20 protein-coding genes are annotated in these 24,906 nt (G+C 36.1%); 17 read left to right on the top strand and 3 right to left on the bottom strand.

Annotated features, from left to right (window positions below; all coding sequences use genetic code 11):
• The first annotated feature begins 4 nt into the window (after nt 1-4).
• Both JEM65_RS18035 and JEM65_RS18040 read left to right on the top strand, forming a co-directional pair.
• Nucleotides 5-925, top strand: a complete 921-nt coding sequence (locus tag JEM65_RS18035; RefSeq protein WP_199602699.1) for an efflux RND transporter periplasmic adaptor subunit — start codon at nt 5-7, stop codon at nt 923-925.
• A complete protein-coding gene (locus tag JEM65_RS18040; protein ID WP_199602700.1) occupies nt 922-3,921 on the top strand; it encodes an efflux RND transporter permease subunit in 3,000 nt (999 codons plus the stop codon). The genes JEM65_RS18035 and JEM65_RS18040 overlap by 4 nt, the downstream gene beginning before the upstream one ends.
• A 135-nt stretch (nt 3,922-4,056) precedes the next feature.
• Here JEM65_RS18040 and JEM65_RS18045 read toward each other — a convergent pair whose 3' ends face one another.
• Complete coding sequence (locus JEM65_RS18045; RefSeq protein WP_233530724.1) at nt 4,057-5,016, bottom strand: YeiH family protein; 960 nt, start codon at nt 5,014-5,016, stop codon at nt 4,057-4,059.
• A 74-nt stretch (nt 5,017-5,090) separates the two neighbouring features.
• The gene (locus JEM65_RS18050; RefSeq protein ID WP_199602701.1) at nt 5,091-5,987 is read right to left on the bottom strand and encodes a LysR family transcriptional regulator; all 897 of its coding nucleotides are present in this window, start codon (nt 5,985-5,987) and stop codon (nt 5,091-5,093) included.
• Between the two features lie 377 nt (nt 5,988-6,364).
• Here JEM65_RS18050 and JEM65_RS18055 point away from each other — a divergent pair, with 377 nt between their 5' ends.
• From JEM65_RS18055 to JEM65_RS18120, 14 genes are all read left to right on the top strand, one after another.
• Nucleotides 6,365-7,039, top strand: a complete 675-nt coding sequence (locus JEM65_RS18055) for a response regulator transcription factor (RefSeq protein ID WP_199602702.1) — start codon at nt 6,365-6,367, stop codon at nt 7,037-7,039.
• Between the two features lie 114 nt (nt 7,040-7,153).
• Nucleotides 7,154-8,293: a sensor histidine kinase gene (locus JEM65_RS18060; RefSeq protein WP_233530725.1), complete on the top strand. Its 1,140-nt coding sequence runs from the start codon at nt 7,154-7,156 to the stop codon at nt 8,291-8,293.
• A 595-nt stretch (nt 8,294-8,888) separates the two neighbouring features.
• Nucleotides 8,889-9,602 carry a glycosyltransferase gene (locus JEM65_RS18065; RefSeq protein ID WP_199602824.1) on the top strand — a complete coding sequence of 238 codons (714 nt, stop codon included), beginning with the start codon at nt 8,889-8,891 and terminating at the stop codon, nt 9,600-9,602.
• Nucleotides 9,599-10,216 carry a lipid-A-disaccharide synthase N-terminal domain-containing protein gene (locus JEM65_RS18070; RefSeq protein WP_199602705.1) on the top strand — a complete coding sequence of 206 codons (618 nt, stop codon included), beginning with the start codon at nt 9,599-9,601 and terminating at the stop codon, nt 10,214-10,216. The genes JEM65_RS18065 and JEM65_RS18070 overlap by 4 nt, the downstream gene beginning before the upstream one ends.
• Nucleotides 10,213-11,844: an ArnT family glycosyltransferase gene (locus JEM65_RS18075; protein ID WP_199602707.1), complete on the top strand. Its 1,632-nt coding sequence runs from the start codon at nt 10,213-10,215 to the stop codon at nt 11,842-11,844. The genes JEM65_RS18070 and JEM65_RS18075 overlap by 4 nt, the downstream gene beginning before the upstream one ends.
• Before the next feature lie 148 nt (nt 11,845-11,992).
• Complete coding sequence (locus JEM65_RS18080; protein WP_199602711.1) at nt 11,993-12,457, top strand: PepSY-like domain-containing protein; 465 nt, start codon at nt 11,993-11,995, stop codon at nt 12,455-12,457.
• 155 nt (nt 12,458-12,612) lie between these two features.
• Complete coding sequence (locus JEM65_RS18085) at nt 12,613-14,592, top strand: LTA synthase family protein (RefSeq protein WP_199602713.1); 1,980 nt, start codon at nt 12,613-12,615, stop codon at nt 14,590-14,592.
• Nucleotides 14,585-15,478 (top strand): diacylglycerol/lipid kinase family protein, encoded by an 894-nt coding sequence (locus JEM65_RS18090; protein WP_233530727.1) that lies wholly within the window; start codon nt 14,585-14,587, stop codon nt 15,476-15,478. Before JEM65_RS18085 ends, JEM65_RS18090 begins: the two co-directional genes overlap by 8 nt.
• Before the next feature lie 129 nt (nt 15,479-15,607).
• Nucleotides 15,608-16,165 (top strand): hypothetical protein, encoded by a 558-nt coding sequence (locus JEM65_RS18095; RefSeq protein ID WP_199602715.1) that lies wholly within the window; start codon nt 15,608-15,610, stop codon nt 16,163-16,165.
• 2 nt (nt 16,166-16,167) lie between these two features.
• On the top strand, nt 16,168-17,535 hold the full coding sequence (locus tag JEM65_RS18100) for an alkaline phosphatase PhoX (protein WP_199602717.1): 1,368 nt from the start codon (nt 16,168-16,170) through the stop codon (nt 17,533-17,535).
• 71 nt (nt 17,536-17,606) lie between these two features.
• The gene (locus JEM65_RS18105) at nt 17,607-18,176 is read left to right on the top strand and encodes a phosphatase PAP2 family protein (protein WP_199602719.1); all 570 of its coding nucleotides are present in this window, start codon (nt 17,607-17,609) and stop codon (nt 18,174-18,176) included.
• A 1-nt stretch (nt 18,177) separates the two neighbouring features.
• Complete coding sequence (locus JEM65_RS18110; RefSeq protein WP_199602721.1) at nt 18,178-18,813, top strand: HD domain-containing protein; 636 nt, start codon at nt 18,178-18,180, stop codon at nt 18,811-18,813.
• A 388-nt stretch (nt 18,814-19,201) separates the two neighbouring features.
• Nucleotides 19,202-20,077, top strand: coding sequence for a cation diffusion facilitator family transporter (locus JEM65_RS18115; protein WP_199602723.1), 876 nt, complete (start codon nt 19,202-19,204; stop codon nt 20,075-20,077).
• A 107-nt stretch (nt 20,078-20,184) separates the two neighbouring features.
• Nucleotides 20,185-20,790, top strand: coding sequence for an NAD(P)H-binding protein (locus tag JEM65_RS18120; RefSeq protein ID WP_233530728.1), 606 nt, complete (start codon nt 20,185-20,187; stop codon nt 20,788-20,790).
• A 351-nt stretch (nt 20,791-21,141) separates the two neighbouring features.
• On the opposite strand, the gene JEM65_RS18125 is transcribed toward JEM65_RS18120, so the two are convergent.
• A complete protein-coding gene (locus tag JEM65_RS18125) occupies nt 21,142-22,164 on the bottom strand; it encodes a LacI family DNA-binding transcriptional regulator (protein ID WP_199602725.1) in 1,023 nt (340 codons plus the stop codon).
• 118 nt (nt 22,165-22,282) lie between these two features.
• On the opposite strand from JEM65_RS18125, the gene JEM65_RS18130 reads away from it, so the two are divergent.
• Complete coding sequence (locus JEM65_RS18130) at nt 22,283-24,877, top strand: TonB-dependent receptor (RefSeq protein ID WP_199602727.1); 2,595 nt, start codon at nt 22,283-22,285, stop codon at nt 24,875-24,877.
• The last annotated feature ends 29 nt before the right edge of the window (nt 24,878-24,906 follow it).

Genomic DNA, 24,906 nt, shown 5'->3' on the forward strand with positions numbered 1-24,906 from the left:
GATTATGAGCATTCAATACTTTAAATATATAGCCACTTTATTGATAGTTGTAAATTTATCTGCCTGTAAGAAAAAGGTGGACACGGTTTCAGAAAAAAAAGCACCAATCGTTGTAACCGCTGTTAAAGTTCAGCAAAATGAGATCAAGGAATACCTCACGTTTAATGGCGTTACCCAATACCAAAAAAAGGAAAATATACGCTCGAATGTAACGGGCTATATTTCTTGGATGAACTATAAGATTGGTGATAACATTCGAAGCGGACAGACTTTTGCATCCGTTAGAACGAAAGAACAGGACGCTCTTAAAGAAGCTGTCAAAATAGATAGCTCGTTATCAAAGTTTGTGAATCCCATAACTATTAGAAGTAATGCTGCTGGCGTTTTTACAGGGCTTAATGTGACTGTAAATGATTATGTAGCCGAGGGGGATGTATTGGCAACTGTTGTACAACCAAAATCATTAGTGATACAAGTGAATGTGCCTTACGAATATGAAGATGCTATCCAAATAGGGACATCCTGCGAAATTATGTTGCAAAATGGTGAAATGCTTACTGCAAAAGTAACGGGAACGTTACCAACCATTGACCCTGTCGCGCAATCGCAGGTTTTTTTAATTGCGCTGCCGGACGCAAATCTTCCTGAAAATTTGAATGTTCAAGTGCGGACTATTTATAAAGAAGATGCAACCGCAATGACCATTCCCAAAAAAGCTTTACAAACCAATGAATTGTTGTCTGAATTTTGGGTCATGAAAGTGATACATGATTCCCTGGCATTAAAGCAGAAAGTCGTACCACTGCTTAAAAATGATACTCTGGTTCAAGTAAAATCTCAGGGTCTCAAAATAAATGACTTGGTCATTACTGAAGGTAGTTATCAAATGCAGGATTCAACCATTGTAAGCATTATAAAACAATGAAAAATCTGCACTCGAATTACAAATTCCCACTACTTGCCATTGGTATTCTCATACTCATTGGTGGATTTTTTACCTATCAGAATCTAAAAACAGGCTTGTTTCCGGATATTACATTTCCAAAAATTAAAGTGATTGCTGATGCAGGACAGCAACCTGTGGACAAAATGATGACCACGGTAACGATTCCGTTGGAAAACATCATTCGCAGAACGGAAGGATTGCAGTACATACGCAGTACAACGTCCCGCGGGAGTTGCGAGATTTCTGTTTTCTTGGACTGGAACATGGATATCAATACCGCAAAAGCACAAATAGAATCCTTCATCAATCAATCACAAGGAAGTATTCTGCCAAATACGGTGTTTTTCGTAGAAAAAATGAATCCGTCCATCTTGCCCGTTATGGGCTATTCTTTGGAAGGTGAGGGGATGTCCCAAGTGGATTTAAAGAAAATTGCAAAATATCAGGTCAAACCCTATTTGGCGGCGACACCTGGTGTTTCTGATATTGCCGTAATAGGGGGCAAGGACAAAGAATATCAGGTGGTTCTAAAACCGGATATGATCAAATCCCTCGGAATTTCTATTTCAACGATTCAAAGTGCGATTATCAATTCTAATGTATTGCAGTCCAATGGGTACATCACAGATTACAATAGAATGTATCTCACCCTTACTGATAATGCGGTGGATGATATTGAAGATTTACAAAACCTCGTCATTATAAATAGTCCCAACCGATTGATTCGTTTAAGGGACATTGCTGACATTGAAGTCAAAGAAGTAAAGGAATATGTAAAAATCCTTGCCAACGGTAAGAATGTGCCAATAATCGCGGTGGTAAAGCAACCGAATGCGAACCTTATTGAAGTCAATAACACAATAGAACAGAAAGTTGCCGAACTCTCAAACATGCTCCCTAAAGGCGTCGTGTTGAAACCCTATTACAAACAGGCTGATTTTGTAAACACGAGCATTGCAAGTATTAAAGACGTTCTATGGATCGGTTTGGTATTGGCGCTTTTGGTGGTTATATTTTTCCTGCGCTCGTTTTCAGCAAGTATGGTCGTGCTATTTACCATTCCTATATCCTTATCCTTGACACTAATTGTTCTTGACATTATAGGCTACACTTTTAATATTATGTCCCTAGGTGCAGTTGCTGCGGCCATTGGGTTGATGATAGATGATGTGGTCATCATCATAGAACAAATCCATAAAATTAGGGAAGAACATCCAGAAGAATCAATGGGTTGGATAGCCCACGAAGCGATAACGCATTTGTTTCCTGCAATGATTGGTTCATCCTTGAGTACGCTTGTTATTTTCATCCCTTTTGTGTTGATGACCGGTGTGGCAGGAGCTTATTTTCAGGTCATGGCATTTAGTATGATAATTGCTTTATCAGCATCCTTTTTGGTCACTTGGTTAATTGTTCCTGTATTGTCGATTTTATTCACAAGGGAGAAATCGGTCATACGTAAGCACGAGCCAAAAACGAAATGGATTCATCGGGTTTTGGGTAAACCAATTATTGGGATTTCCTTTTTGTTGGTTTGTGTGGTCATCCTTATCATTATACCTTCCAAATTGCCTTCTGGGTTTTTACCAGAAATGGATGAAGGAAGTATTGTTTTGGATTATAACAGCCCCTCAGGCACGACATTGGAAGAGACTGACAGGATGCTGCAAATCGTAAACGGGGTTTTGGATTCCCAACCTGAAGTAGAAGCTTATTCCGCACGATTGGGAACACAAATGGGGTTTTTTATTACAGAACCCAACCGAGGCGATTATTTAATCAAACTCAAAAACAAGCGAAACAGGACTACAACCGAGGTTTCTGACGACATAAGAAAACGCATAGAAGAAAAATTACCACAATTGACCATTGATTTTGGACAGGTGATTGGCGATATGTTGGGTGATTTGATGAGTTCCGTTCAGCCCATAGAAATTAAAGTATTTGGAAACGACATCCACCAGCTGGAGGAATTGTCTAAAAAAATTGCTGCCGAAGTTGAAACAGTTCAAGGTACAGCAGATGTTAACGATGGAATTATTGTTGCAGGGCCAAGTTTATCCATTATTCCAAATGTCCCCGTACTCGCACAATTGGGAATGACCGTTGCCGATTTCCAACTGCAGTTACAAACGCAAATTGAAGGAACAGTTGTAAGTTCGATGATTGATAAAGAACAAATAGTTGATATTCGACTTATTTATCCTGATGCGCTTAAAACGTCGGTTTCAGATATTAGAAATACCACTATTTTATTGCCAAATGGTTCCAGTGTCCCCATCAATACAATTGCAACTGTTGAAATGGGCAAGGGCGTGGCTGAAAATAATAGAGAAAATCAAAAATCGATGGGTGTTATTACGGCCCGACTCAACAATCGTGATTTGGGCTCAACCCTAAAGGATATTCAAAACCATTTGAGCAAAAACCTGTCCCTTCCAGCGGGTTATTCTATTGCATATGGAGGTGCGTACAAAGAGCAACAGAAGGCTTTTAAAGAATTAATGATGATTTTAATTTCGGCGATACTGCTGGTGTTTATCGTGATATTGTTTCTTTTTAGAAAGATAAAGATTGCCTTGGCCATTATTGTCATTGCCGTTTTGGGAGTTGCTGGAAGTTTGTTGAGTTTATACGTAACTGGAACACCCTTGAATGTTGGTAGCTATACAGGAATTATTATGATTGTAGGAATCATTGGAGAGAACTCCATTTTTACCTATCGACAGTATCAGGAGAGTGATGAATCCCTATTGCATATTGAAAAAATCGAATATGCCATCGCAGCACGATTGCGTCCTAAATTAATGACTGCGTTTGCGGACATAATGGCATTGGCGCCATTGGCTTTAGGCATTGGAGCAGGGGCACAATTACATCAGCCTTTGGCCATTGCTGTGATTGGGGGATTGGTGTTTGCATTACCACTATTACTTGTGGTGTTGCCTACGATTCTGAAACTCATAAAGGAATAATATTTTCGTAAATTTTACATCATGATATGAAATTGGAAAATTATTACAAAAAGAGTAGTGTTTGCCTACAGTCAACTGTTTTCATCGAGCGCTTTGTCAGATATCTTTTCTGGGATTAATGGGCTGATGATAACCTCAAAAAGTCGTTTTTAATATGACCACTAACGAAAGGACTGAAATAAACACCCAAACGCCTATGGCGAGAAACAATGGTTTGGCACCCACTTCTTTCAGGGATGAAAAGCTCAAACTTGTCCCTATTAGGAAAAGTACCAGAGTCAACGCCACTTTAGAAGCAGAAACAATGTAAGGCGCTACAATTTCAATATTTGGCACATAGGTATTAGCTATGATAGCCAGTATGAATAAGCCAATGAAATAGGGGGTTTTAATTTTTTTGACACTTCCTCCGGAGAATAGAACAAAGACCATTGATATTGGCAAAATCCATAAGGCTCTCGCCAATTTTACAGTCGTCGCAACTTCAAGGGCTTTTGCACCATAAACATCGGCAGCGCCTATAACTGAACTTGTGTCGTGTATAGCGATGGCGCTCCACAAACCAAATTGATGTTGAGAGAGGTCAAGATAATGCCCTATTGCTGGAAATATAAAAAGTGCTATCGAATTCAATAAAAACACAATTCCTATGGAGATGGAGATCTGTTTAGCGTCTGCCTTGATAATTGGTGACAGGGCTGCAATTGCGCTCCCGCCACAAATAGCAGTACCAACAGAAATCATCTGGATTATTTTTTTATCGATCCCCAAAAGTTTTCCAAAGGCAAGACCCAAAGAAAGCGTAAGTGTAATGGAAGCCACGGTAAATAAAAATCCCTGTTTGCCTGCTGAAAGAGCACTGCTAACGCTCATCCCAAACCCCAAACCAATAACAGCTATCTTCAATAACCATTGTACGGCTTTATGGCTCAAATCGCTAAACGGGTTTTCAATAACCTGTGCTATGATTAATCCCACAACCAGCGCTATCGGTGGCGACATAAAAGGGAAAAGGCATAAAAGAGCCAATCCGATGTAAAGCAGTTGTGCCTTTGAAATCCGTTTACCAAACATTTGTACACATGTGTCAGTCATCAGTTATAAGTTTTAACTGGTGTAAAGGTACTGGGTTCAAGAAGTCCAATCAAATGATAAAAAGTAATCTGCTATTACGATAGGTTATAATGGAAATGAATAAAGTTTAAAAATAGGTGAGACAAAGTTGCCTGATGTCCTTGTTGTTGAATGTAGCTAAATTGACGATTGATGCTAAAATCGTTAATATCCACAATGCCTAAAGTGCCAGACTTGAGTTCGTCAAGTATCGTGTTAATACTCAAAAACGCGACGCTTTCTTTGTCCTTTAGATAGGATTTGATGCTTTCTGAACTCCCCAAGTGCATTTCTATTTTCAAATGAACTTCGGAAATAGATACATTCTTTAGTGAATTCATAATGACCTCTAAACTTCCTGACCCTTTTTCACGAAGTACCAAAGGCAGATTTTTGATGGCATTGACATGAATTGCTTGGCTATTGAACAACGAGTGTCCTTGAGCTACCACCAGTACTATTTCGTCCTCCAAAAACACACGATAAGCCAACTCTCTATTCTTGACAGTGCCTTCAATAAAGCCTATGTCGGCATTTCCGTCCAAAATATCCTTTTCAACCCGTTCTGTATTTGCGCTGAATAAAGAGACATTTATTTTAGGGTATTTCTTATGGAATTTTGCAAGAACTTCAGGTAGTATATACTGGGCAATGGTAGTACTCGCAGCAATACGTAAGGTGCCTTCGGTTTTATCGATAAGCGCATTCATATCAAATTGCAACGTCCTATGCATCTGCTCCAACGCTTTGCAATGCCCCAATAAGATGCTGCCTGCGTACGTAAGGTTGATGCTGTTTCCTTTGCGTTCAAATAACTTTTGGTTAAAATGAGTTTCCAATTGTTGGATGTGCCTTGTAATCGCAGGCTGCGTAATGTACAAGTCTTCGGCTGCCTTTGAGAAGCTTGACCGAGTAGCCACCGTCAAAAAGATATGAAGTTTATAGTCGAACATTATAAGCAAAGGTAATACTTAAAATAAAATATTGGGTATAAGTGCATTTGGAATTTTATTAAATTTTCAGTAAGTTCAGTAAAAAGTTTTGTTGTGCCTAAAACGATGAATGACGCAACTGCTATAATAATGACATACGGCAGCTTCTCATTGTGTTTGCCTAATATTCTATATAAACAGGCTCTGCATTTATCTACAATTATTTTAGGCCCATTTTGTAGGGATCGATAGAAAATTAGTATGCAGTTTATAGTCGTAAAAAGAGAACAAAATATGATGCTTCTAGAGAAAATTTAAACTCGTATGTCCAATTCTATTTTTTGCTTTAATATTCCTTTAGAATCACATAGTAATTTTATTGTCTTAATTTTATAATTATGAAATACTTAATAGCCGAAGACGAACTCGATTTACAACAATCAATCGTTACATATTTACAGCGTGACGGTCATGTTTGTGAAGTTGCTTCTGACTTTCACGAAGCATCGGAAAAAGTCCATATGTATGATTATGATCTCATAATTTTAGACATCAACTTGATTTCTGGAAGCGGTATAGATATTTTGAAAATATTGAGGAAAGAAAATAAAAGGTCTGGTGTCATCATTATCTCGGCTAACAATTCACTCAATGATAAGTTAGAAGGGCTTGACCTGGGTGCTGATGATTATATTACAAAACCGTTTCATCTGGCGGAACTCAACTCAAGGATAACAGCAGTTTTAAGAAGGGGAAAGTTTGGCGGCGATGAGAGGATTGAATTTAATGAAATAAGTATCGATACCAAATCTAGAACTGCTTACATAGACGAAAAGTCAATGGCTTTGACAAAAAAAGAATACGATTTGTTGGTGTTCTTTATTTCGAATAAAGGACGTGTACTTTCAAAAGAGATTATCGCCGAACATCTTTGGGGAGACCATAGTGATTTGCTGGATAATTTTGATTTTATTTACGTGCACATCAATAATTTACGAAAAAAACTGACCTCTGCAGGGGCCAAATACATCAAGACAGCTTATGGTAGTGGCTATAAATTTATAGAAGATTAGAAAGTGATAAAAAAAACGAGCCTTATAAAAAAAACGTCTAAAGCCTTCCTTTTGACAGGATTTGTTTTGACAATATTAAGTTCCATCGCGTTATATTTTTATACTAAAAATTTGTTGCAAAATGAAGTTGAGGAAGAATTGTATTCTACTGAAGCAAGAGTGGAAGCAGCACTTAATTCCAACAGGCAGTTATTTTCATTGCCACCTGTTGTCGAGGTCAAATCGGTTCAAAACTTATTGCCCAAAGTCCTAAAAGACACCATAATTTATGACCCTTCCCAAGATGAAATGGAGCTTTTTCGCGAGCTTTCGACTTATAAAGAGCTAAACAATGAATATTACCATATTACGGTTAGAACATTAGTCGTAGAATCAGAAGATATTTTAATGGCCCTTGTTTTCTCGAACATAACCATATTTGTGATTGCATTTGTTTTTCTGTTTTATTTCAACACCACAAGAAATTTACGACTCTGGAAGCCTTTCTTCGATAATTTGGAACAGATGAAGACATTTTCATTAACAAAGAAAGACCCAATCACTCTGTCAGATAGTGAAATAATCGAATTTTCAGAATTGAAAGACCAAATCATGTTATTTACCAATAAAGTAAGGGATGATTATGAAAGTTTAAAACAGTTCACAGAAGATGTTTCCCACGAAATGCAAACACCTTTGGCAATCATTCAAGCAAAAATTGATAATATTATTAATGAACATGAGATAAACGATAAGCAGTTTGAGCAAGTAACTTCAATTCAAAAGGACATTCAGCGTTTAAAGCAATTGAATAAAAGAATCACTACGTTGACAAAAATTGACAATAATCAATTCACGAATATTGAAACTATAAATCTGACGGACTTGATTGATGAAAAGATTGAAAGTTTTAAAGAGCTTCAATTTGTAAACCTCGTTCATAATTCAAAAAAGAAACTTTTTGTTTCCATGGATGTTTATCTTGCGGATATGTTGATTAATAATCTTCTTTCCAATGCAATCAAACATAGTAAGAACAAAGAGGAGATTACTCTTGTTACAATGGACAATAGGCTTGTCATTTCTAATTTTGGTGAAGAAGCTTTGGTGCATCCTGAAAATCTGTTTTTGAGATTTTACAGGGAATCAAGAGCAAACCAATCTACAGGTTTGGGACTTGCAATCGTCAAGAAAATCTGTGATTTATATGGCTTTAAAATCTCCTATCAATTTGAAGTGGACCATCATGTCTTTTCTATAGATTTCTCTAAATAAATTCAGTCGTTTTAACATTATGGGGTGTATACTTTATATCCATTTAGATTTCAGTTCTATTTCTATAAAAAGGAAGAATAAACAGGGCTCAATGGCGTAGTAGGTTTGTCTTTTGGACTGGGAGCGTTATCAAAATGTAAGTAAGATACGCCTACAGATTATGGAAGTTCTTTAGTACATCCGAAATTGATTCCGAGTTTTAACCTTAATTACAGAACGAAAAAGTTGAAGCGCATGTTGCAGGATTGTATTACTGAAACGAAATATTCCGCAAATGGAAGAATTGGCAGGTTTTTCAGCTGATTTTGGATTGAAGAAATCATCTAGGATAAAAAAGGGGAAATAGCATTGTCGGCAAGTGACTTATTTAAAAATTTGGTTTAAGACAACCCATTATGGGAGAAAAGTTTACAGCGCTCTACGAAAACTATTATGAAACGCAGATTATATAATTTGGAATGAAGTGTGGTTTTGATTGTTTCAAGTATAAACTAAGATAATTTCGTCTACTTGTCGCTTTTGCGTATAAATTATAATTTATATTTACTTTAGAATTGATTACTATTATTGTAAGTTAAAATACACTGATTTGACGATAAATCACACACTAACAGTCATTATTCCGGTCTACAACGAGCAAGATAATCTTGAACGTGTACAAAAAGAGATGCAAGCCTACATTGAGATTGCACTAGTCCCTACACAAGTCCTTTTTGTAAATGATGGCTCAAAAGATAATAGCCAGCAGATGATTGAAAAAATCTGTTGCTCAAATACAGATTTCCACTATATTTTGTTGGATAAAAACTATGGGTTAAGTGCAGCACTCAAAGCTGGTTTTGATACTATCAGGACGAGCTTAACAGGTTATATGGATGCAGATTTACAAACGACTCCCCAAGACTTTAATGTGTTGCTAAAACACATAGAAAATAATGACCTGGTTACTGGTGAGAGAACATCACGAAAAGACTCTTTTATAAAAAACACATCCTCGAAAATCGCAAATGGTATCCGACGTGCTTTTACACATGACGGTATGGATGATACAGGTTGCCCTCTTAAGATTATAAAAACAGAATACGCCCAACGCATTCCTATGTTTAGAGGATTACACCGTTTTCTTCCTGCAATGGTATTATTACAAAACGGGCACATAAAACAGGTTCCTGTAAGTCACTTTGAACGTATTGCAGGTAGAGGAAATTTTGGTGTTTGGAACCGTCTTATAGGACCGTTGGTGGATTGCTTCGCTTATCTCTGGATGAAGAAAAAATACATAAATTATAAAATAAGGAAACAAGGATGAGTAATTGGATAATACTCACTATAGGCTTTACCGCACAGTCATTGTTTTTTGGACGCTCTATCCTACAATGGATCGTTTCAGAAAAAAACAAGAAAGTACTCATACCTGTTCTCTTCTGGCACTTAAGTCTGATCGCTTCATTTCTTTTATTTGTTTATGGATATCTACGCGATGATTTTGCCATTATGTTAGGGCAATCACTTACCTATTTTATCTATATACGTAACATACAATTACAAAAGCAATGGCATCTGTTCCCAAAATTAATGCGATGGTCTTTATATATATTTCCAACCCTAGTGTTGATCATTGGCTATAACAATTCCATTTATGACAGAGAATCACTCTTCCATAACGAAGATATTCCATTGTGGTTATTGATTTTAGGGGTAGCGGCTCAAATTATTTTCACGTTGCGTTTTGTCTACCAATGGTTTTATTCAGAAAAACGTAAAGAGTCCTCATTACCGATGGGTTTTTGGTTGCTAAGCCTTACTGGATCTTTCTTGATTCTAACTTATGCTGTATTGCGAGAAGACTTAGTACTCTTTTCTGGACATTTATTAGGTACCGTTATGTATGCACGCAATATAATACTACTCAAAAAGATATGAGAAATACCATAGAAAAATATCCATACTTAACTATTACTGTTCTTTGGTTATTTGTGTACCTATCACATCTGGGTCTGCTTTACCCCAATATTATGGAGGCACGTAATTTTATTACAGCCCGAGAAATGCTAACAGATGGTAATTGGCTACTCACCACAATGGATGGTTTGCCACGTTATGAAAAACCCCCATTGCCTACATGGATAGCAGCAATCTTTGGAAGTGTGTTTGGAATTGAGAATATAGCTGCACTTCGTTTTCCTTCTGCATTAATTACCTTAATATTATTGTTTATGTTCTTTAGGCTTTCGCGAAAGCTTACTCAAAACAAGCTATATGCCTTAATTTCGACTCTGATATTGGGTACTTCTTTCTTTATAATTTTCGCTGGACGCAATGGTACTTGGGACATTTTTACACATTCATTTATGTTGTGTGGTATATATTATCTATTTCAATTTTTTCAAAATCAATATAAAAGTTACACCTACTCGTTGCTCGCAGGTCTTTTTATTGGGCTTTCATTTATGAGCAAAGGTCCTGTTTCACATTATGCACTACTGCTTCCTTTTTTGATATCTTATGGTATTGTTTATAAATTCGATAGCTTTAAAAAGCAATGGTTACCCTTGTTTATAATGCTCATCATTGTAGGATTTATTTCTTCGTGGTGGGCCTATTATATCTATGTAAATGATGTTGCGGATGCAACTCGCATTGCCGAGAAAGAATCTAGTAGATGGCTTGGTTATGAAGTAAAACCATTTTATTACTACTGGAGCTTTTTTACGCAATCTGGTGTATGGACAATTCCTGCCTTTGTCTCATTAATTTATCCATATTTGAAAAAACGTGTAACACACCTTAAACCCTACAGGTTTGCATTATTATGGACGATAAGCTCTGTAATACTACTATCCCTGATTCCTACAAAAAAATCCCGGTATTTATTACCCGTACTTATTCCTCTGGCACTAACAGTTGGTTTTTACTCAGAGTATCTATTTACAGCGTTTAAAACAAAGATTTCTAAATGGGAAAAACTGCCCGTTTATTTTAATTATGGTCTTATAGGTACCATAGGGGTTATATTTCCTCTTGGAGCATATTTGTATTTTGGAGAAAAATTGGAAGGTTATTATTTGTGGTATGGTCTCTTATCTCTTGCTCTATTTGCCATAGGGGTATTTTTATGGATTCACTTACTAAAACGTAATTTTCCATTTGTTTTTTATGGAACCGTTGCTTTCATAATGTTTGTCATTAATCTTGGTTTTCCTTTAGTAAACGCAATTTTGGGAAATCCATCGTACAATGCAATTTCAAAATTATCTGATAGCCCAATTCCGGTTTATGTTTTAGATGGACTTGCACCAGAGCTGGTTTGGAATTACGGTAAGGTTTCAGTACGTAAAACAAAAGACGAATTACTCAGCGAAGATCTCGAAGATACTTTTGGCGTGCTGACATATTCTGCTGAAATGAAGACTGAACTTTCTTTTTTGAATAATAATTATCTGGTTAAATATAAGGAAACATTTGACCTGAACCCTGTAGATAGTACAAAACGAGGTTATAAGAACAGACTGAAGGCAGATTATTATATTGTTACAAAACAAGAAAAATAGATCTTATAACGTCATGGCAAGTTCAATGAGGGTTTCAGAATTTCACTTTCTTTAATAAGTTCTAAAACTCTCATCTTTAGAATCTCTCTAATATTTCTTTAGAATTGGGCACTACATTTATATCATTATTAATTTATAAAACGATACCATGAAGACCTTAAAAATTATTTTAGGTACATTTTTAACTTGTGCCATTTTTGCCTTCTCTTCAGGAGGAGATCAAGCCCCACAAAAGGTTAAAGATGCCTTTGCTAAGAAATTCCCTACTGCTAAGAATGTAAAATGGGATAAAGAGAACGCTACAGAATGGGAAGCTGAATTTAAAATGAATAAAACAGAATATTCAGCTAATTTTCTTGAAGACGGTACCTGGAAAGAAACGGAGCATGAGATTGATGAAAGGGAGATTCCCCAGAATGTGAAATCGTCATTAATGACAGAATATTCTGGATATAAAATCAAGGAATCTGAACTGTCAGAAACTAAAGACGGAATGCTCTATGAGTTTGAGATTAAAAAAGGAGAACGTATGATGGAAATTTCCGTTGATTCGACTGGCAACATTGTAAAAAAGGAAGTCATAAAAGAAAATGGTGAAGGAGATAAAGATTAGTTAAATTTTCATAGTTGGTTGGTTTAGTGCCAAAAACCCAGAGCATTTATTTGTTTTGGGTTTTTGTTTAAATAGCGGTCAGGAACAATCTTTAATTTTTCTTTAGAATTGGAGGCTACTTTTAAGCTTGATTAACCTTAAAAAGTCCATTCTTAATGTCATTTAAACTATTTCCTTCACGTTTTGCGTTGCTTAAAGCCTTTATTGGCTTATTTCTGGTGTTATCTTTTTTGGTAAGATTAACTTTTTTGATTTGGAATTTTTCAGAAGTTGATATGGGATTTTTTGCTTTGGGCAATACGTTCTTTATTGGTTTTTTATTTGATATCGCAACGATTTCCTTCTTTGCAATTCCTTACCTAATTTATTTGGTGATTTTTCCAAAACGCTTTTATGGTAATGTTGTAGATAAAATAATCACATATTTTGGATTTTCAATTGGCGTGCTCATTCTGTTCTTTTCATTCTTTGGAGAAATTACTTTTTGGGATGAGTTTGAACGACGTTTTAATTTTATTGCTGTCGATTATCTGATTTATACTTATGAAGTCGTAAAGAACATCAATGAATCCTATCCTTTGCCAATACTGATTTCTGGAATGATCATACTTGTATTGGGCAGTATTCTGTTGGTCTATAAAATGGACTATTTCCGTAGGACATTTAGTAGTGAAACCACCTTTAGGCCGAAATTAGTTGCAGCCATTCCTTGGGTTATTCTTGTAGTTATTTGCAGTATATTCCTTACGAACAAACAAGCTGATTTTTCGGAAAACCGCTATAATAATGAACTGGCAAAATCTGGAATCTATTCGTTTTTTTCAGCGTTCAGAAATAATGAACTACCCTATTCTGAATTTTATAAAACCATTCCTCAAGAAGAAGCCTACACTACAGTAAAAGAAAGTTATTCGGACTCAAATACAACTTTCGTGAATTCAAGGGAGAATTCCATTTACAGGTATATGAAAAATTCTGATAGTTTGAGCAATCCAGTAAGACCAAACGTTATATTCATATGTATTGAAAGTTTGAGTGGCGATTTTTTAAAGGCATTTGGAAATGAAGATAGCATCACGCCCACGCTGGACTCTTTGGTAAATAACAGCTTGTTTTTCGAAAACCTTTATGCCACGGGAACGCGAACAGTTAGAGGAATGGAGGCAATAACATTATCTATTCCTCCGACACCAGGGAGAAGTATCGTAAAGCGTAAGAATAATCAAGGCTTGTTCACGATTGGAGAGGTTTTTAAACAGCAAGGTTATGAACGTAATTTCTTCTATGGGGGTGATGGCTATTTTGATAATATGAATACCTATTTTGGAGGAAATGGCTTCAATATTATTGATAGGGGGCGTGGGTTTTTATTGGATAAAAGTATTACTGCAACACGTACTAACATTGAGGATGATGAAGTGACATTTGAAAATGCTTGGGGGGTTTGTGATATGGATATCTACAATAAGGTGTTGAAGGAAGCTGATAAAGCGCATAACTTGGGAAAACCATTCTTTGATTTTGTGATGACCACTTCAAACCACAAGCCTTATACCTATCCTGAAGGTGATATCGACATTCCTTCCGGAACGGGCCGAAATGGTGCTGTAAAATATACCGATTATGCCATTGGAGAATTCATAAAAAAAGCAAAACAAAAACCGTGGTTTGAAAATACGGTCTTCGTCATCATGAGCGACCATTGCGCAAGTAGCGCAGGACGTTGGGAATTGGATGTAAAAAACTACCATATTCCTGCCTTAATATTCAATTTACCCAATAAGGCACCAGAGAAAATCAATAGGCTTTCTTCGCAAATAGATGTATTTCCAACGTTGTTTTCTCTATTGAAATGGGATTACAAATCCAATCTATTAGGTAAAAATATTCTTGAAATGACCCCCAAAGATGAGAGAGCCTTTATTGGAAATTACAGAAAGTTGGGATATCTAAAAGACAACAAAGTTCTTATTTTGGACGAACAGGCAAATGCCAATTTTTACTCATGGAACCCAACCACTAATAGTTTGAAGTCAATTCCATCTGACCAGACATTTGAGGATAATGGTATTTCCTTTTATCAAGTTGCAGACGATTTATATAGGAATGGCGGTTTAAAATTGAGCGATGAATAAAATAATTGACATTCATTTTATCATCAATCCCATTGCGGGTTCGGGCAATACGATCCTTTCCGAAAGCTTTTTGGAATTTTTTTTTCCCAGAAAGAGGTATAAGATTAAAGTGAAGCCTTCCCAGTATAAAGGAAATTCAATACTACTAACTCAAAGATCCATTCAAGAAGGTGCTGATATAATCGTTGCCTGTGGTGGCGACGGCACAGTAAATGAAGTGGCTTCGACGTTGATTGGAAGTGATATTCCCCTTGGTATTATTCCGATTGGCTCTGGAAATGGATTGGCTTCAAATTTAAAAATCCCAAAAAACATTGAAGCTGCCATTGCGGCCATAAAAACTTCAAAGATTGAAAAAATCGATGTAGGATGTCTGAACGAGCACTATTTTTTTAGCAATACTGGTTTTGGTTTTGATGCAAGTGTCATCAAATACTACGAAGCTTCTGAGAAACGGACACTTTTACGATATCTCAAAGCTTCCATTAAGTCATTTCAACACTATCATAAACAGAATGAGGTTCGAATGACGGTTGATGGTAATCCAGAAATCGTAAATCCGTTTCTAATATTTATTTCCAACTCCAATGAACTGGGATATAATGTGAGTTTAACCCCAAAAGCATCCTTGCAGGATGGGTTGTTAGATGTCGTTGTTGTTCCTCAAATAAGTAAATTAAAGATGATGTTATTTGGTGTTTTGGTATTCTTTAATAAACACTCACTACTAAAAGAAGTGAACTGTTTTCAAACAGCGAAAATGACTATCTCAAGAGGTCATGGTGATTATTTTCAATCGCAACTTGATGGAGAGTTTTTTAAAATTGAAGAAAAAACAGTCCAGATTTCTATTAAACCGAAGTCTTTGCTTGTCATTGTCTTATAGAATTTAATTGTGTCAATTCTCACTTTAATTTTTCTTTAGATTTCAAGCCTATATTTGAGTTACAAACCATAAAGCTGTATATCGATTCATAGAAATACTTCAATTTAATTTATTCTACACACTAACTCTATGAGTAAACATTTTTTTTTTACCGATGACAGCATTACTTCCTTTTTTAAATTTCAAAAAGTAAGCGCGCAAAAAACGAGTATTGAAACTGCTGCAAATATAGGATTGATTGAGGTTCCTGCAGCCGCACATTCCTTTACATTGTCTAAAGGGAATGGTCAGCAAACATTCCAGTTTACCAAAGGTTTTCTACTCAACCAATCAATTATCTATAGCCTAAAAGTAGGGATTAACAACCCACTATCTTTTAACCACGGCGCTAATGCATGTCCTGCCGGACATACTTCTACATTACATTTTTTCAATCTGCATGATTCATCTACAAACGGTATGGTTTTAAATATAGTATTTGCTATTAATGCCTTTTCAGGGTTTACGACTTTTAGTAATATAGATGCCCATAAACATGACGGTAAGGAAATTTTGGAAGGTTGGGTCATTGGATGGGAAGCACTCCGCTCTTTAGAGCAGAGTATCAGTAAGAACACACAGAACTTGCTTTTAATAATAAGCACTATTATTTACTCAATTTTAAGTACAAATTTTAAATATAACTAAATATGGCGAACGGAAGAAGAACCTTTATTAAAAACACGTTTTTAACCTCAATAGGACTGTTGGCATTAACGCGCTGTCGTTTTGATAATTCATTTGGACAAAGTGCAAATTCCAATAATCTAATTCTAGACCTGAAGGAATATCTGGATTTACCTGAGGGATTTACTTATGAGATTATTTCAAAATCTGGAGATCAAATGAATGATGGTTTCTACGTTCCTGGTCGTCCGGATGGAATGGGAACATTTGAAGGTAAAAATACAGATGAAGTAATCATAGTGAGAAATCACGAAAATAGTCCAGAACCTTTTTCGAATAGTCCATACGGAATTGATAATGAATTGTTGGATACTATAGACACCAGCAGTTTATATGATTCTGGAAATATGATTATGCCTGGTCTGGGGGGGACTACAACACTTATCTATAATGAAATCACTAGAAAGTTGGAGCATCAACATTTAAGTCTGGCGGGAACTTACCGCAATTGTGCAGGTGGAATTACGCCATGGAAAAGTTGGTTGAGTTGTGAAGAAGATGTGACAAGAATTGGTAATAATATTGTAAAAGATCACGGTTTTGTTTTTGAAATCAGCGCTCTGGAAAAGGGCTTATCTGATCCTAAACCAATATTAGGTATGGGTAGATTTCAACATGAAGCTGTGGCTGTTGATCCTATTTCAGGTATAGTTTACCTGACTGAAGATAGACATGACGGACTATTTTATAGATATGTTCCTAATGTTCAAGAAGAATTGCATCGAGGTGGAAAACTTCAAGTTTTAGCTGTCAAAAGCAGGAAAGCATTGGATACAAGAAATTGGGATGAACCCGTAATAAAAGTTAATGATATTTTGGATGTAGAATGGCTTGATATAGACAACGTTTTATCACCTGATGATGATTTAAGATATCGCGGTTTTAATAGTGGAGCAGCCCGTTTTGCAAGAGGTGAAGGTATTTGGTTTGGCAAGAAAGAGCTCTATTTTGCGTGTACTAATGGAGGTGATGCACATTTAGGCCAGATTTTTAGATACAGATTGTCGCCCGATGAAGGAAGGGAGTCCCAAAAATCAATTTCTGGTAAATTGGAACTTTTTGTGGAATCCGAAGATAGGAATGTGTTGCATATGTGCGACAACTTGACAATCACGCCTAATGGTAATCTACTGGTATGCGAAGACAATGGGGAATTGAATAGAATTTTATTAATAAATCAAAATGGTTCCATAAGTGTCTTTGCTTGTAACAAAAGCTCAAGTTCTGAATTTGCAGGCGTAGTTTTTTCTCCCTCGGGCAATACGATATTTGTAAATATTCAAGAAAATGGTGATACGTTGGCAATCACGGGTCCGTGTCGCACCCTATAAGGAAATAAAAATCTATTTGGCTGAAACCTAAATTTTAAGTTCTGCTCTTTCCAGTTAAATTATAATTTTAAATGAAAACACTATTTTGTCTATTCATCTGCATCGTTCCAATTATTGGTTTCTCACAAGAAATTCATACTCCTTTAGAAATTAGAAGAGAAACAACCTATCAGAATTTTGGAGATTATGCACAACATGCTCCTGCACTAACAGCATTGATTGTAATCTTCGCTAAAAAAGATAAAATGGGTTTTTGGCAATTTACAAAATCTTATGGAGCTACATTAGGGCTAACCTATGTTTTGAAATATGCCATCAATAAACCTAGACCAGATGGAAGTACAGACGGCAAAGCGTTCCCTTCAGGCCATACCGCAGTCTCCTTTTCAGGAGCATCCTTTTTGCAACGTCGCTATGGTTGGGAATATGGAATCCCTGCATATGCTGTTGCTGGATTAGTGGCATATACGCGAATTGAAGGTATAGATGATAGACATGATGGGTGGGATATTCTTGGAGGGATAGTAGTGGGAGTGGGAAGTACCTACTTATTTACCACACCTTATCAAAAGGAACATCTTGAATTGTCCTTTAAAAGTGGCGGAGGTGATTATCTAATTGGTTTTAAATATAAATTTTAAAATGGAAACAATAGAACTTCAAAACGAACAGATTATGAGTGCTTTGGATGTAAACAATGTGAAAGATTATTGTCTTGAGATTTTACGAAAAAGTAGGTGCAAAGCCTTACCGTTTCATGGGATTAAACATACCATAGAAGTTTTTGAGAACGTGATGTTAATGGGTGGTTATGAAAAACTAAATGAAGCAGAACAGGAGATATTGAAAATTGCGGCATTGTTCCATGATACAGGAATGTCTGAAACTTATATAGGTCATGAAAGTATAAGTGCTAATAATGCTAAATCATATTTACACGAAACCAACTATCCAAAGAAAAAGACGGAACACATCCTAAAGTGCATTCAAGCAACTAAAATGCCTCAAGATCCAAAAACACTTCTGCAATGTATTATCTGTGATGCCGATTTGTTTCATCTGGCAAGTACGAACTACATTTTTAAAAACGACCTGTTAAGAACTGAATGGGCAAATTATATGGATTTGGTATTTACGGATGAAGAATGGTATCAACTGAATTTGGAATTTCTGATGGAGCATACATATCATACGGATTTTGGTAAAACCGTTCTGAAAGAAGGAAAGCAAAAAAATATTGCGCTTATGAAACGATTGAAGAATCAGGCTAACCAATAAATGATTTAATCATTTTTATCTTAGAGATGTGCTTTTGTTGTCCTTGCCGTTTTTGACACCCTTTATAACAATTGATTGATACGTGTTAGACCTTATTAATAAAAATCTCCAGATCGCTATGCTTTACTGCGAAATCCTTTAAATTTATCTTTTATTATTTTTTAAACTTAAATTAATCATTTTCCAAAAAAGCTGTGTTCAATCATGATGGGGTTTAGCGCCCTCTTTGATGTATCAGCAGAGTGGGTGGGGTACATTTATTCCTTCATCATATTGCGAAGAGTTTGAAGGGTAACGTTAATAAAATATCAATCACCATGCAAAGAGTTTGTATGGATCTAAAATGTGCAATCGAACCTCCAGTAGGGTGTATCCTAATAAAAACGAAATGAGTAACGAACAAACTGCAATACGAACCACTTATTTCAGTATAATTGGAAATACTGTTTTAGCCCTGATAAAAGGTCTTGCAGGTTTTTTTGGAAACTCGTACGCTTTAATTGCAGATGCGATAGAATCTACGACGGATATATTGGCTTCATTATTAGTTTTATTGGGCTTTAAATATGCCAAACGACCTGCAGACGAAAACCATCCTTACGGACACGGGAAGATTGAACCCTTAATTACGTTTGGAGTTGTCGCATTTTTGGTAATCTCGGCTACAATAATCGCTTCAACGAGTATTGAAAATATTCAAACACCACATCAGACCCCAAAATCTTGGACCCTGATTGTTTTAGGGTTGATAATTATATGGAAAGAGATCTCTTTTCAAGTGGTTATTCGGAAAAGCAGACAAACCAATAGCTCCTCACTTAAAGCGGATGCTTGGCATCACCGGAGCGATGCAATTACTTCTGTAATGGCTTTTATAGGAATCTCGATTGCCCTCATATTCGGAGAGGGATATGAAAATGCTGATGACTGGGCAGCGCTTTTTGCATCCGCCTTTATTTTATACAACAGCTATTTGATCTTAAGACCTGCATTGGGTGAAATTATGGACGAACAGCTTTATGATGACCTAATACTGGAAATTAGAGCCAGGTCCATGGAAGTGCCGGGGGTTTTAGGAACGGAGAAGTGTTTGATACGGAAATCTGGAATGAAATTTCACGTTGATTTGCACGCCATTGTTAATGGAGAGATTCCTGTAAAAACGGGACATCATATATCACATAAGCTAAAAGACTATTTACAAAATAAAATTCCGAATTTAGGGGAGGTGCTTATTCATATTGAGCCCAACAAATATGATTGATGATGAAGGGTTCATCTAATTTATGGGATTTAATTGAGCCTTTTGTAACAGATGAGGCTTGATTAAATAACTAAACTCGATTCTTTTTAAAATTTATAAATCAGATTATGAAAATAGCAGTAACATCCGCAAGTGGACAGTTAGGGTCAACAATCGTAAAAGAGCTGATCAAAGAAATCGGCAAAGACAATGTCGTAGGCATAGCACGCACACCTGAAAACGCAAAGCATCTGGGCATTGAAATTAGAAAAGCAGACTATGATAATCGTCAAGATTTTGACAAAGCTTTACAAGATATTGATGCTGTTCTTTTGGTTTCGGGCATGGCTGAACCTCAAAAGAGAATTCAGCAGCACAGAAATGTTATTGAAGCTGCAAAAAGCAACGGCGTTAAAAAAATAGTTTATACCAGTATTGTTGGGGATGAAGAAAAAAATGCCTTTAGCCCTGTTGTGCAATCCAATCGCCAAACGGAAAAGGATGTGCAAAATTCAGGTCTCAATTGGTGCATTGGAAGAAACGGCATATACATTGAACCGGATTTGGAGTATATAGATACGTATCTAAAAGAAGGCGAAATCAGAAATTGTGCAGGCGATGGAAAATGCACCTACACAAGTAGAGAAGAATTGGGAGTTGCTTACGCCAAAATACTAATAGAAGAAAAACATAATGGCCAAGTCTATAATCTTGTAGGCGACCCTATTCCCTAAACCCAACTTACAGAATATATCAACCAAGTCTATAACATCAGTCTTGTTTATAGTTCGATTTCAGTTGAACATTATGCCACAGAAAGAAAAAAGAATTGGGAGATTTTATGGAGACGATAATAGCGGGCTTCTACTAGGGGATTAAATCAGGTGCGAACGATGTCAATTCAGATTTTGATAGGGCTGCAGGAAGGCCACATAAATCGGCATTGGAAATAATTAAATATTTTAACAATAGGCACTAAATTTCGGCTTTGAAGCACCCACTAAATTTTGAAGAACTTAAAAACATTCATAATTAGCCCAAAATAATATCTAATAAAGAATTCAAATAACTATGTAGATACATATTTAAACTTTATACGTAGAGTCTCTGATAATGAGATTGGTTTTAATTTCAATGGTTTTACTCGTTACGACGTTATTTGGTGTATCGATTTCTTCAATTAAATAATGTACTGCAGTTTTGCCAATGCGGTTACCAGGCTGGTCGATAGTGGTCAGTTGAGGCTCGATAATTGTTGAATTTGCATTATTGCTAAAACCTACAACGGCGATTTCTTCTGGAATTCTAACATTGAATTTTTTTAAAACCTTAATACAACCAATCGCAGCTGTGTCGGTTATGCAGAAAATGGCATCTGGGCGTTCTTTTAAGCTCAATAGAATATTGGTCATTCTTTTCCCTTCTTCCAAATTAATGTCTTCACAACTCAACACAATTTTTTCATCGAGAGGTATGTTGTGTTGCTTAAGAGCTTTTAAATATCCAGCAAACCGCTTTTCTGAATTATATGAAAACTCAAATTCCTTAATAATAGCAATTCGTTTCTTACCAATATTTATTAAATGTTCAACCGCATCAAACGCTGCTTCTTCATCATTGATGACTACCTGGGTACACGGAATTTTGCTGGAAACCTTATCAAATAAAATAAGTGGAATTCTATTTAATGTCCTTAAAACATTGTCAACATCCCGGGTCAGTTTTGAAAGGGAAAGCAAAATTCCATCGACTCCAAATTGAATCATGGTATTTAACATCTCCGTTTGTTTTTCAATATCATTATTGGATTCAGAAATAATCACCCTATAACCTCGTGCCGCGGCTTCTTCAAGAATCCCTCTTATGATGGTGGTTGTATAATGATGTGTGACATTTGAAACCACAACGCCTATGATATTAGACCGATGTTGTCGAAATCCTTTTGCGAAAATATTTGGGATGTAATTCATTTCCTTGGCCAATTTTTTTACTTTTTCTTTAGTCTGGCTACTAATATCTTGATGGTCATTCAAAGCTCTAGAAACTGTTGAAATTGAAAGATTTAGAGATTCAGCTATTTTTTTTAGGGTGGTGACATCTTTTTTCATACTTAACTTAAATTGCAAACGTTACCGCAAACGTTTGCGTACAAATATCCTAAAATTTAAGCATATTTACTGCATACTTATTACTTAATTGGTCAAAAGTTAACTAATTCTTAATATTATGAAACAAATTATCTTAATGCTTATTAGTGTATTTAGCGTTTCTGCAATTTTTGCACAAACCGAAATATCAGGGACGGTAAAGGACAATGCAGGTGTACCTATAGCAGGAGCAAATGTCCTAATAATGGGGAGCGCCGAAGGTGCTAATTCAGATTTTGATGGCAATTTTAGTTTTACATCAGAGCTTGAAGGAGAGCAAATCCTACAAATATCTTATGTAGGATATGAAACTCGTACTCAAAAAATTATTTTAAGTGGAACTAAAATTGTCTTACAGATTACTTTAAAGGAAGGTGGAAACACTTTAGATGAAGTTGTCTTAACTGCAACATCTTCCACACGTTCTCAAAAAGAGACACCACTTTCAATTACTTCTATTGGAGCAAAACAGTTATCACAAACAAATACCAGTAGTCAAGCAGATATTTTGATGAGTGTTCCTGGTATTACTGCCGAAGGTGGTGGTGGCGAGGTGGCCTCAAATATATTTGTTAGAGGATTGCCTTCAGGTGGCCAATATCAGTTTAATCCACTACAGATTGACGGAATGCCTGTTTTAGCAACATTTGGTTTAAACTCGTCTGCACATGATGTATATTTTAGAAACGATTTAGGAATTAAAAGTTTAGAATTTGTTAGAGGAGGTTCTTCAATATTGTACGGTGTGGGTTCAGTTGCCGGTATTATTAACTATACCAGTGTTACAGGAAACAGTCAACCAAAAAACATCATAAAAACTGAAGTAGCTTCCAATTCAAGATATAAAGCAGATTTTTTGACTAGTGGACCTTTGGGAGGCGAAAACTCCAATACGTTTTATGCGCTATCTGGTTTTTATAGATATGATGATGGCCCAATTAAAACGGGACTACCAACAGAAGGCTTTCAGTTGCGAGGTAACATAAAACAAGTGACCAAAAATGGCACAATAACTATGTCTGGACAATTTATTGATGATAATGTCCAATTCTTTTTACCCTATCCGTTAAAAGGGGGTTCGAGAGATCGTCCTACGGGAAATGATGGCGAAACCATCTATACCCTACAAACTTCAGCAGCATCTGATATTTCATATAAAACACCAAATGGCATCTATCAGTCTTCAATTGAGGATGGCGTGGCAACGAAAGGGGGTTACTTTTTAACAAATTTCAAGCACAATTTTGCTGATGATCTAAAACTCGATGCTAAACTAAGGTACTCAAGATATCAGCACCAATTTAATTTGTTTTTGGATGGCAGCGGTGTTTCTGGAGCAAAAGTGGTAGAAAGCCAACAGGAATATTTAGACGCCAGAGCGTTAACTTCAGGGGACTTTACATTACTGAATGGTCAACCATTACCTGCAAATGCACTAGTATTTGAAAACAGGATTTTGGACAGAAATAGACCCTTGCAAGAGTTGGTTGCGGATATTAAAATGACCAAAATAAAGAATGCCCATACCATTACATTAGGAACATTCATGTCCAGATCAAGTGCAGGAGATTTTAATGTGGTTACTAATTATTTAAGTGAATACAATGATAATCCTGATTTAGTAGAAGTTTCAGGATATTCCAAAAATGGGGTTACCAATAGAGGGACAAGCTATTCAAACAAGAATATATCGAGTAACAAAATTGCCTTATTCTTAACCGATGAGATCAAACTTGATCGTTGGAATCTTGATGTAGGCGTACGTTATGAAAGGGCTTCTGGTGATATAGAAGTTGAAGGGTCCGAATCCTATTTAGTTGATAATATAGGAATTGCAAATTTGGATAATGTAAGATGGGGAAATGGAAGCTGGACTAGAGGCCACGTTTCTGCAACTGGCTTTGCCTTTGCAGCCGCTGCTCTTTATAAAGTAAATGATAACTTGAGTGCTTACGGAAACTTTTCAAGAGGTTATTTTTTTCCAGAATTAAGAAGTGTAAAGTTTGATGGTTTAGGAAATCCAAATGCCTATGATACAGAGAAAATAAACCAGTTTGAAGCAGGTGTTAAGTATGGTCAAGGTAAATTTTCTGGAACAGCAGCCGTCTATGGGGTTACACTTAATGATAGAAGAAACGTAACCTTCATTAATGCTCCTGGTGGTGGTTTTATTGAAGAAGTAGATATTCAAAACACAAAAACTATAGGTATTGAAACTACTTGGAAATATAAGTTTGCAGAAAACTTTGCCTTACAAGGTTCATTGACCTATCAAGACCATGAGATTACGAAATCTGACAGCAATCCGGATTTTGAGGGTAATGAGTTGGGAAGACAGCCTAAAATTTTGGGAAATTTAGGGCTTGATTTTGACAACTCTACTTTTGATGGAAGCTTTGTTTATAATTACACTGGAAAGAAATTCACTAATGATTCAAACAGTATTGAATTGGATGCCATTGGGATTGCAAATTTAAATCTTGGGTATACATTTCTAGTAGCAGAGACTGGAGAAACGTTGAGATTGGGAGCCCAAGTTTACAATTTATTTAATTCAGAAGGCATCACGGAAGGATCTCCAAGACTTAACAATAGCCAGACAGAGGAAGAATATTTTGTTGGACGACCTATTCTTCCTACGCGAGTATTCCTAAATGCAACTTTTAATTTTTAAGTGTTTTTATAGTTGATTAGCAATTAAAC

The sequence above is a fragment of the Gelidibacter salicanalis genome, assembly GCF_016469035.1.
GTDB lineage: Bacteria > Bacteroidota > Bacteroidia > Flavobacteriales > Flavobacteriaceae > Gelidibacter > Gelidibacter salicanalis_A.

Coding starts and splice junctions, on each gene's coding strand:
- JEM65_RS18125 (WP_199602725.1), bottom strand. CDS start 22,164: ATGAAAAAAGATGTCACCACCCTAAAAAAAATAGCTGAATCTCTAAAT.
- JEM65_RS18075 (WP_199602707.1), top strand. CDS start 10,213: ATGAGAAATACCATAGAAAAATATCCATACTTAACTATTACTGTTCTT.
- JEM65_RS18070 (WP_199602705.1), top strand. CDS start 9,599: ATGAGTAATTGGATAATACTCACTATAGGCTTTACCGCACAGTCATTG.
- JEM65_RS18105 (WP_199602719.1), top strand. CDS start 17,607: ATGAAAACACTATTTTGTCTATTCATCTGCATCGTTCCAATTATTGGT.
- JEM65_RS18115 (WP_199602723.1), top strand. CDS start 19,202: ATGAGTAACGAACAAACTGCAATACGAACCACTTATTTCAGTATAATT.
- JEM65_RS18120 (WP_233530728.1), top strand. CDS start 20,185: ATGAAAATAGCAGTAACATCCGCAAGTGGACAGTTAGGGTCAACAATC.
- JEM65_RS18040 (WP_199602700.1), top strand. CDS start 922: ATGAAAAATCTGCACTCGAATTACAAATTCCCACTACTTGCCATTGGT.
- JEM65_RS18130 (WP_199602727.1), top strand. CDS start 22,283: ATGAAACAAATTATCTTAATGCTTATTAGTGTATTTAGCGTTTCTGCA.
- JEM65_RS18090 (WP_233530727.1), top strand. CDS start 14,585: ATGAATAAAATAATTGACATTCATTTTATCATCAATCCCATTGCGGGT.
- JEM65_RS18080 (WP_199602711.1), top strand. CDS start 11,993: ATGAAGACCTTAAAAATTATTTTAGGTACATTTTTAACTTGTGCCATT.
- JEM65_RS18045 (WP_233530724.1), bottom strand. CDS start 5,016: ATGACTGACACATGTGTACAAATGTTTGGTAAACGGATTTCAAAGGCA.
- JEM65_RS18035 (WP_199602699.1), top strand. CDS start 5: ATGAGCATTCAATACTTTAAATATATAGCCACTTTATTGATAGTTGTA.
- JEM65_RS18095 (WP_199602715.1), top strand. CDS start 15,608: ATGAGTAAACATTTTTTTTTTACCGATGACAGCATTACTTCCTTTTTT.
- JEM65_RS18100 (WP_199602717.1), top strand. CDS start 16,168: ATGGCGAACGGAAGAAGAACCTTTATTAAAAACACGTTTTTAACCTCA.
- JEM65_RS18110 (WP_199602721.1), top strand. CDS start 18,178: ATGGAAACAATAGAACTTCAAAACGAACAGATTATGAGTGCTTTGGAT.
- JEM65_RS18085 (WP_199602713.1), top strand. CDS start 12,613: ATGTCATTTAAACTATTTCCTTCACGTTTTGCGTTGCTTAAAGCCTTT.
- JEM65_RS18055 (WP_199602702.1), top strand. CDS start 6,365: ATGAAATACTTAATAGCCGAAGACGAACTCGATTTACAACAATCAATC.
- JEM65_RS18050 (WP_199602701.1), bottom strand. CDS start 5,987: ATGTTCGACTATAAACTTCATATCTTTTTGACGGTGGCTACTCGGTCA.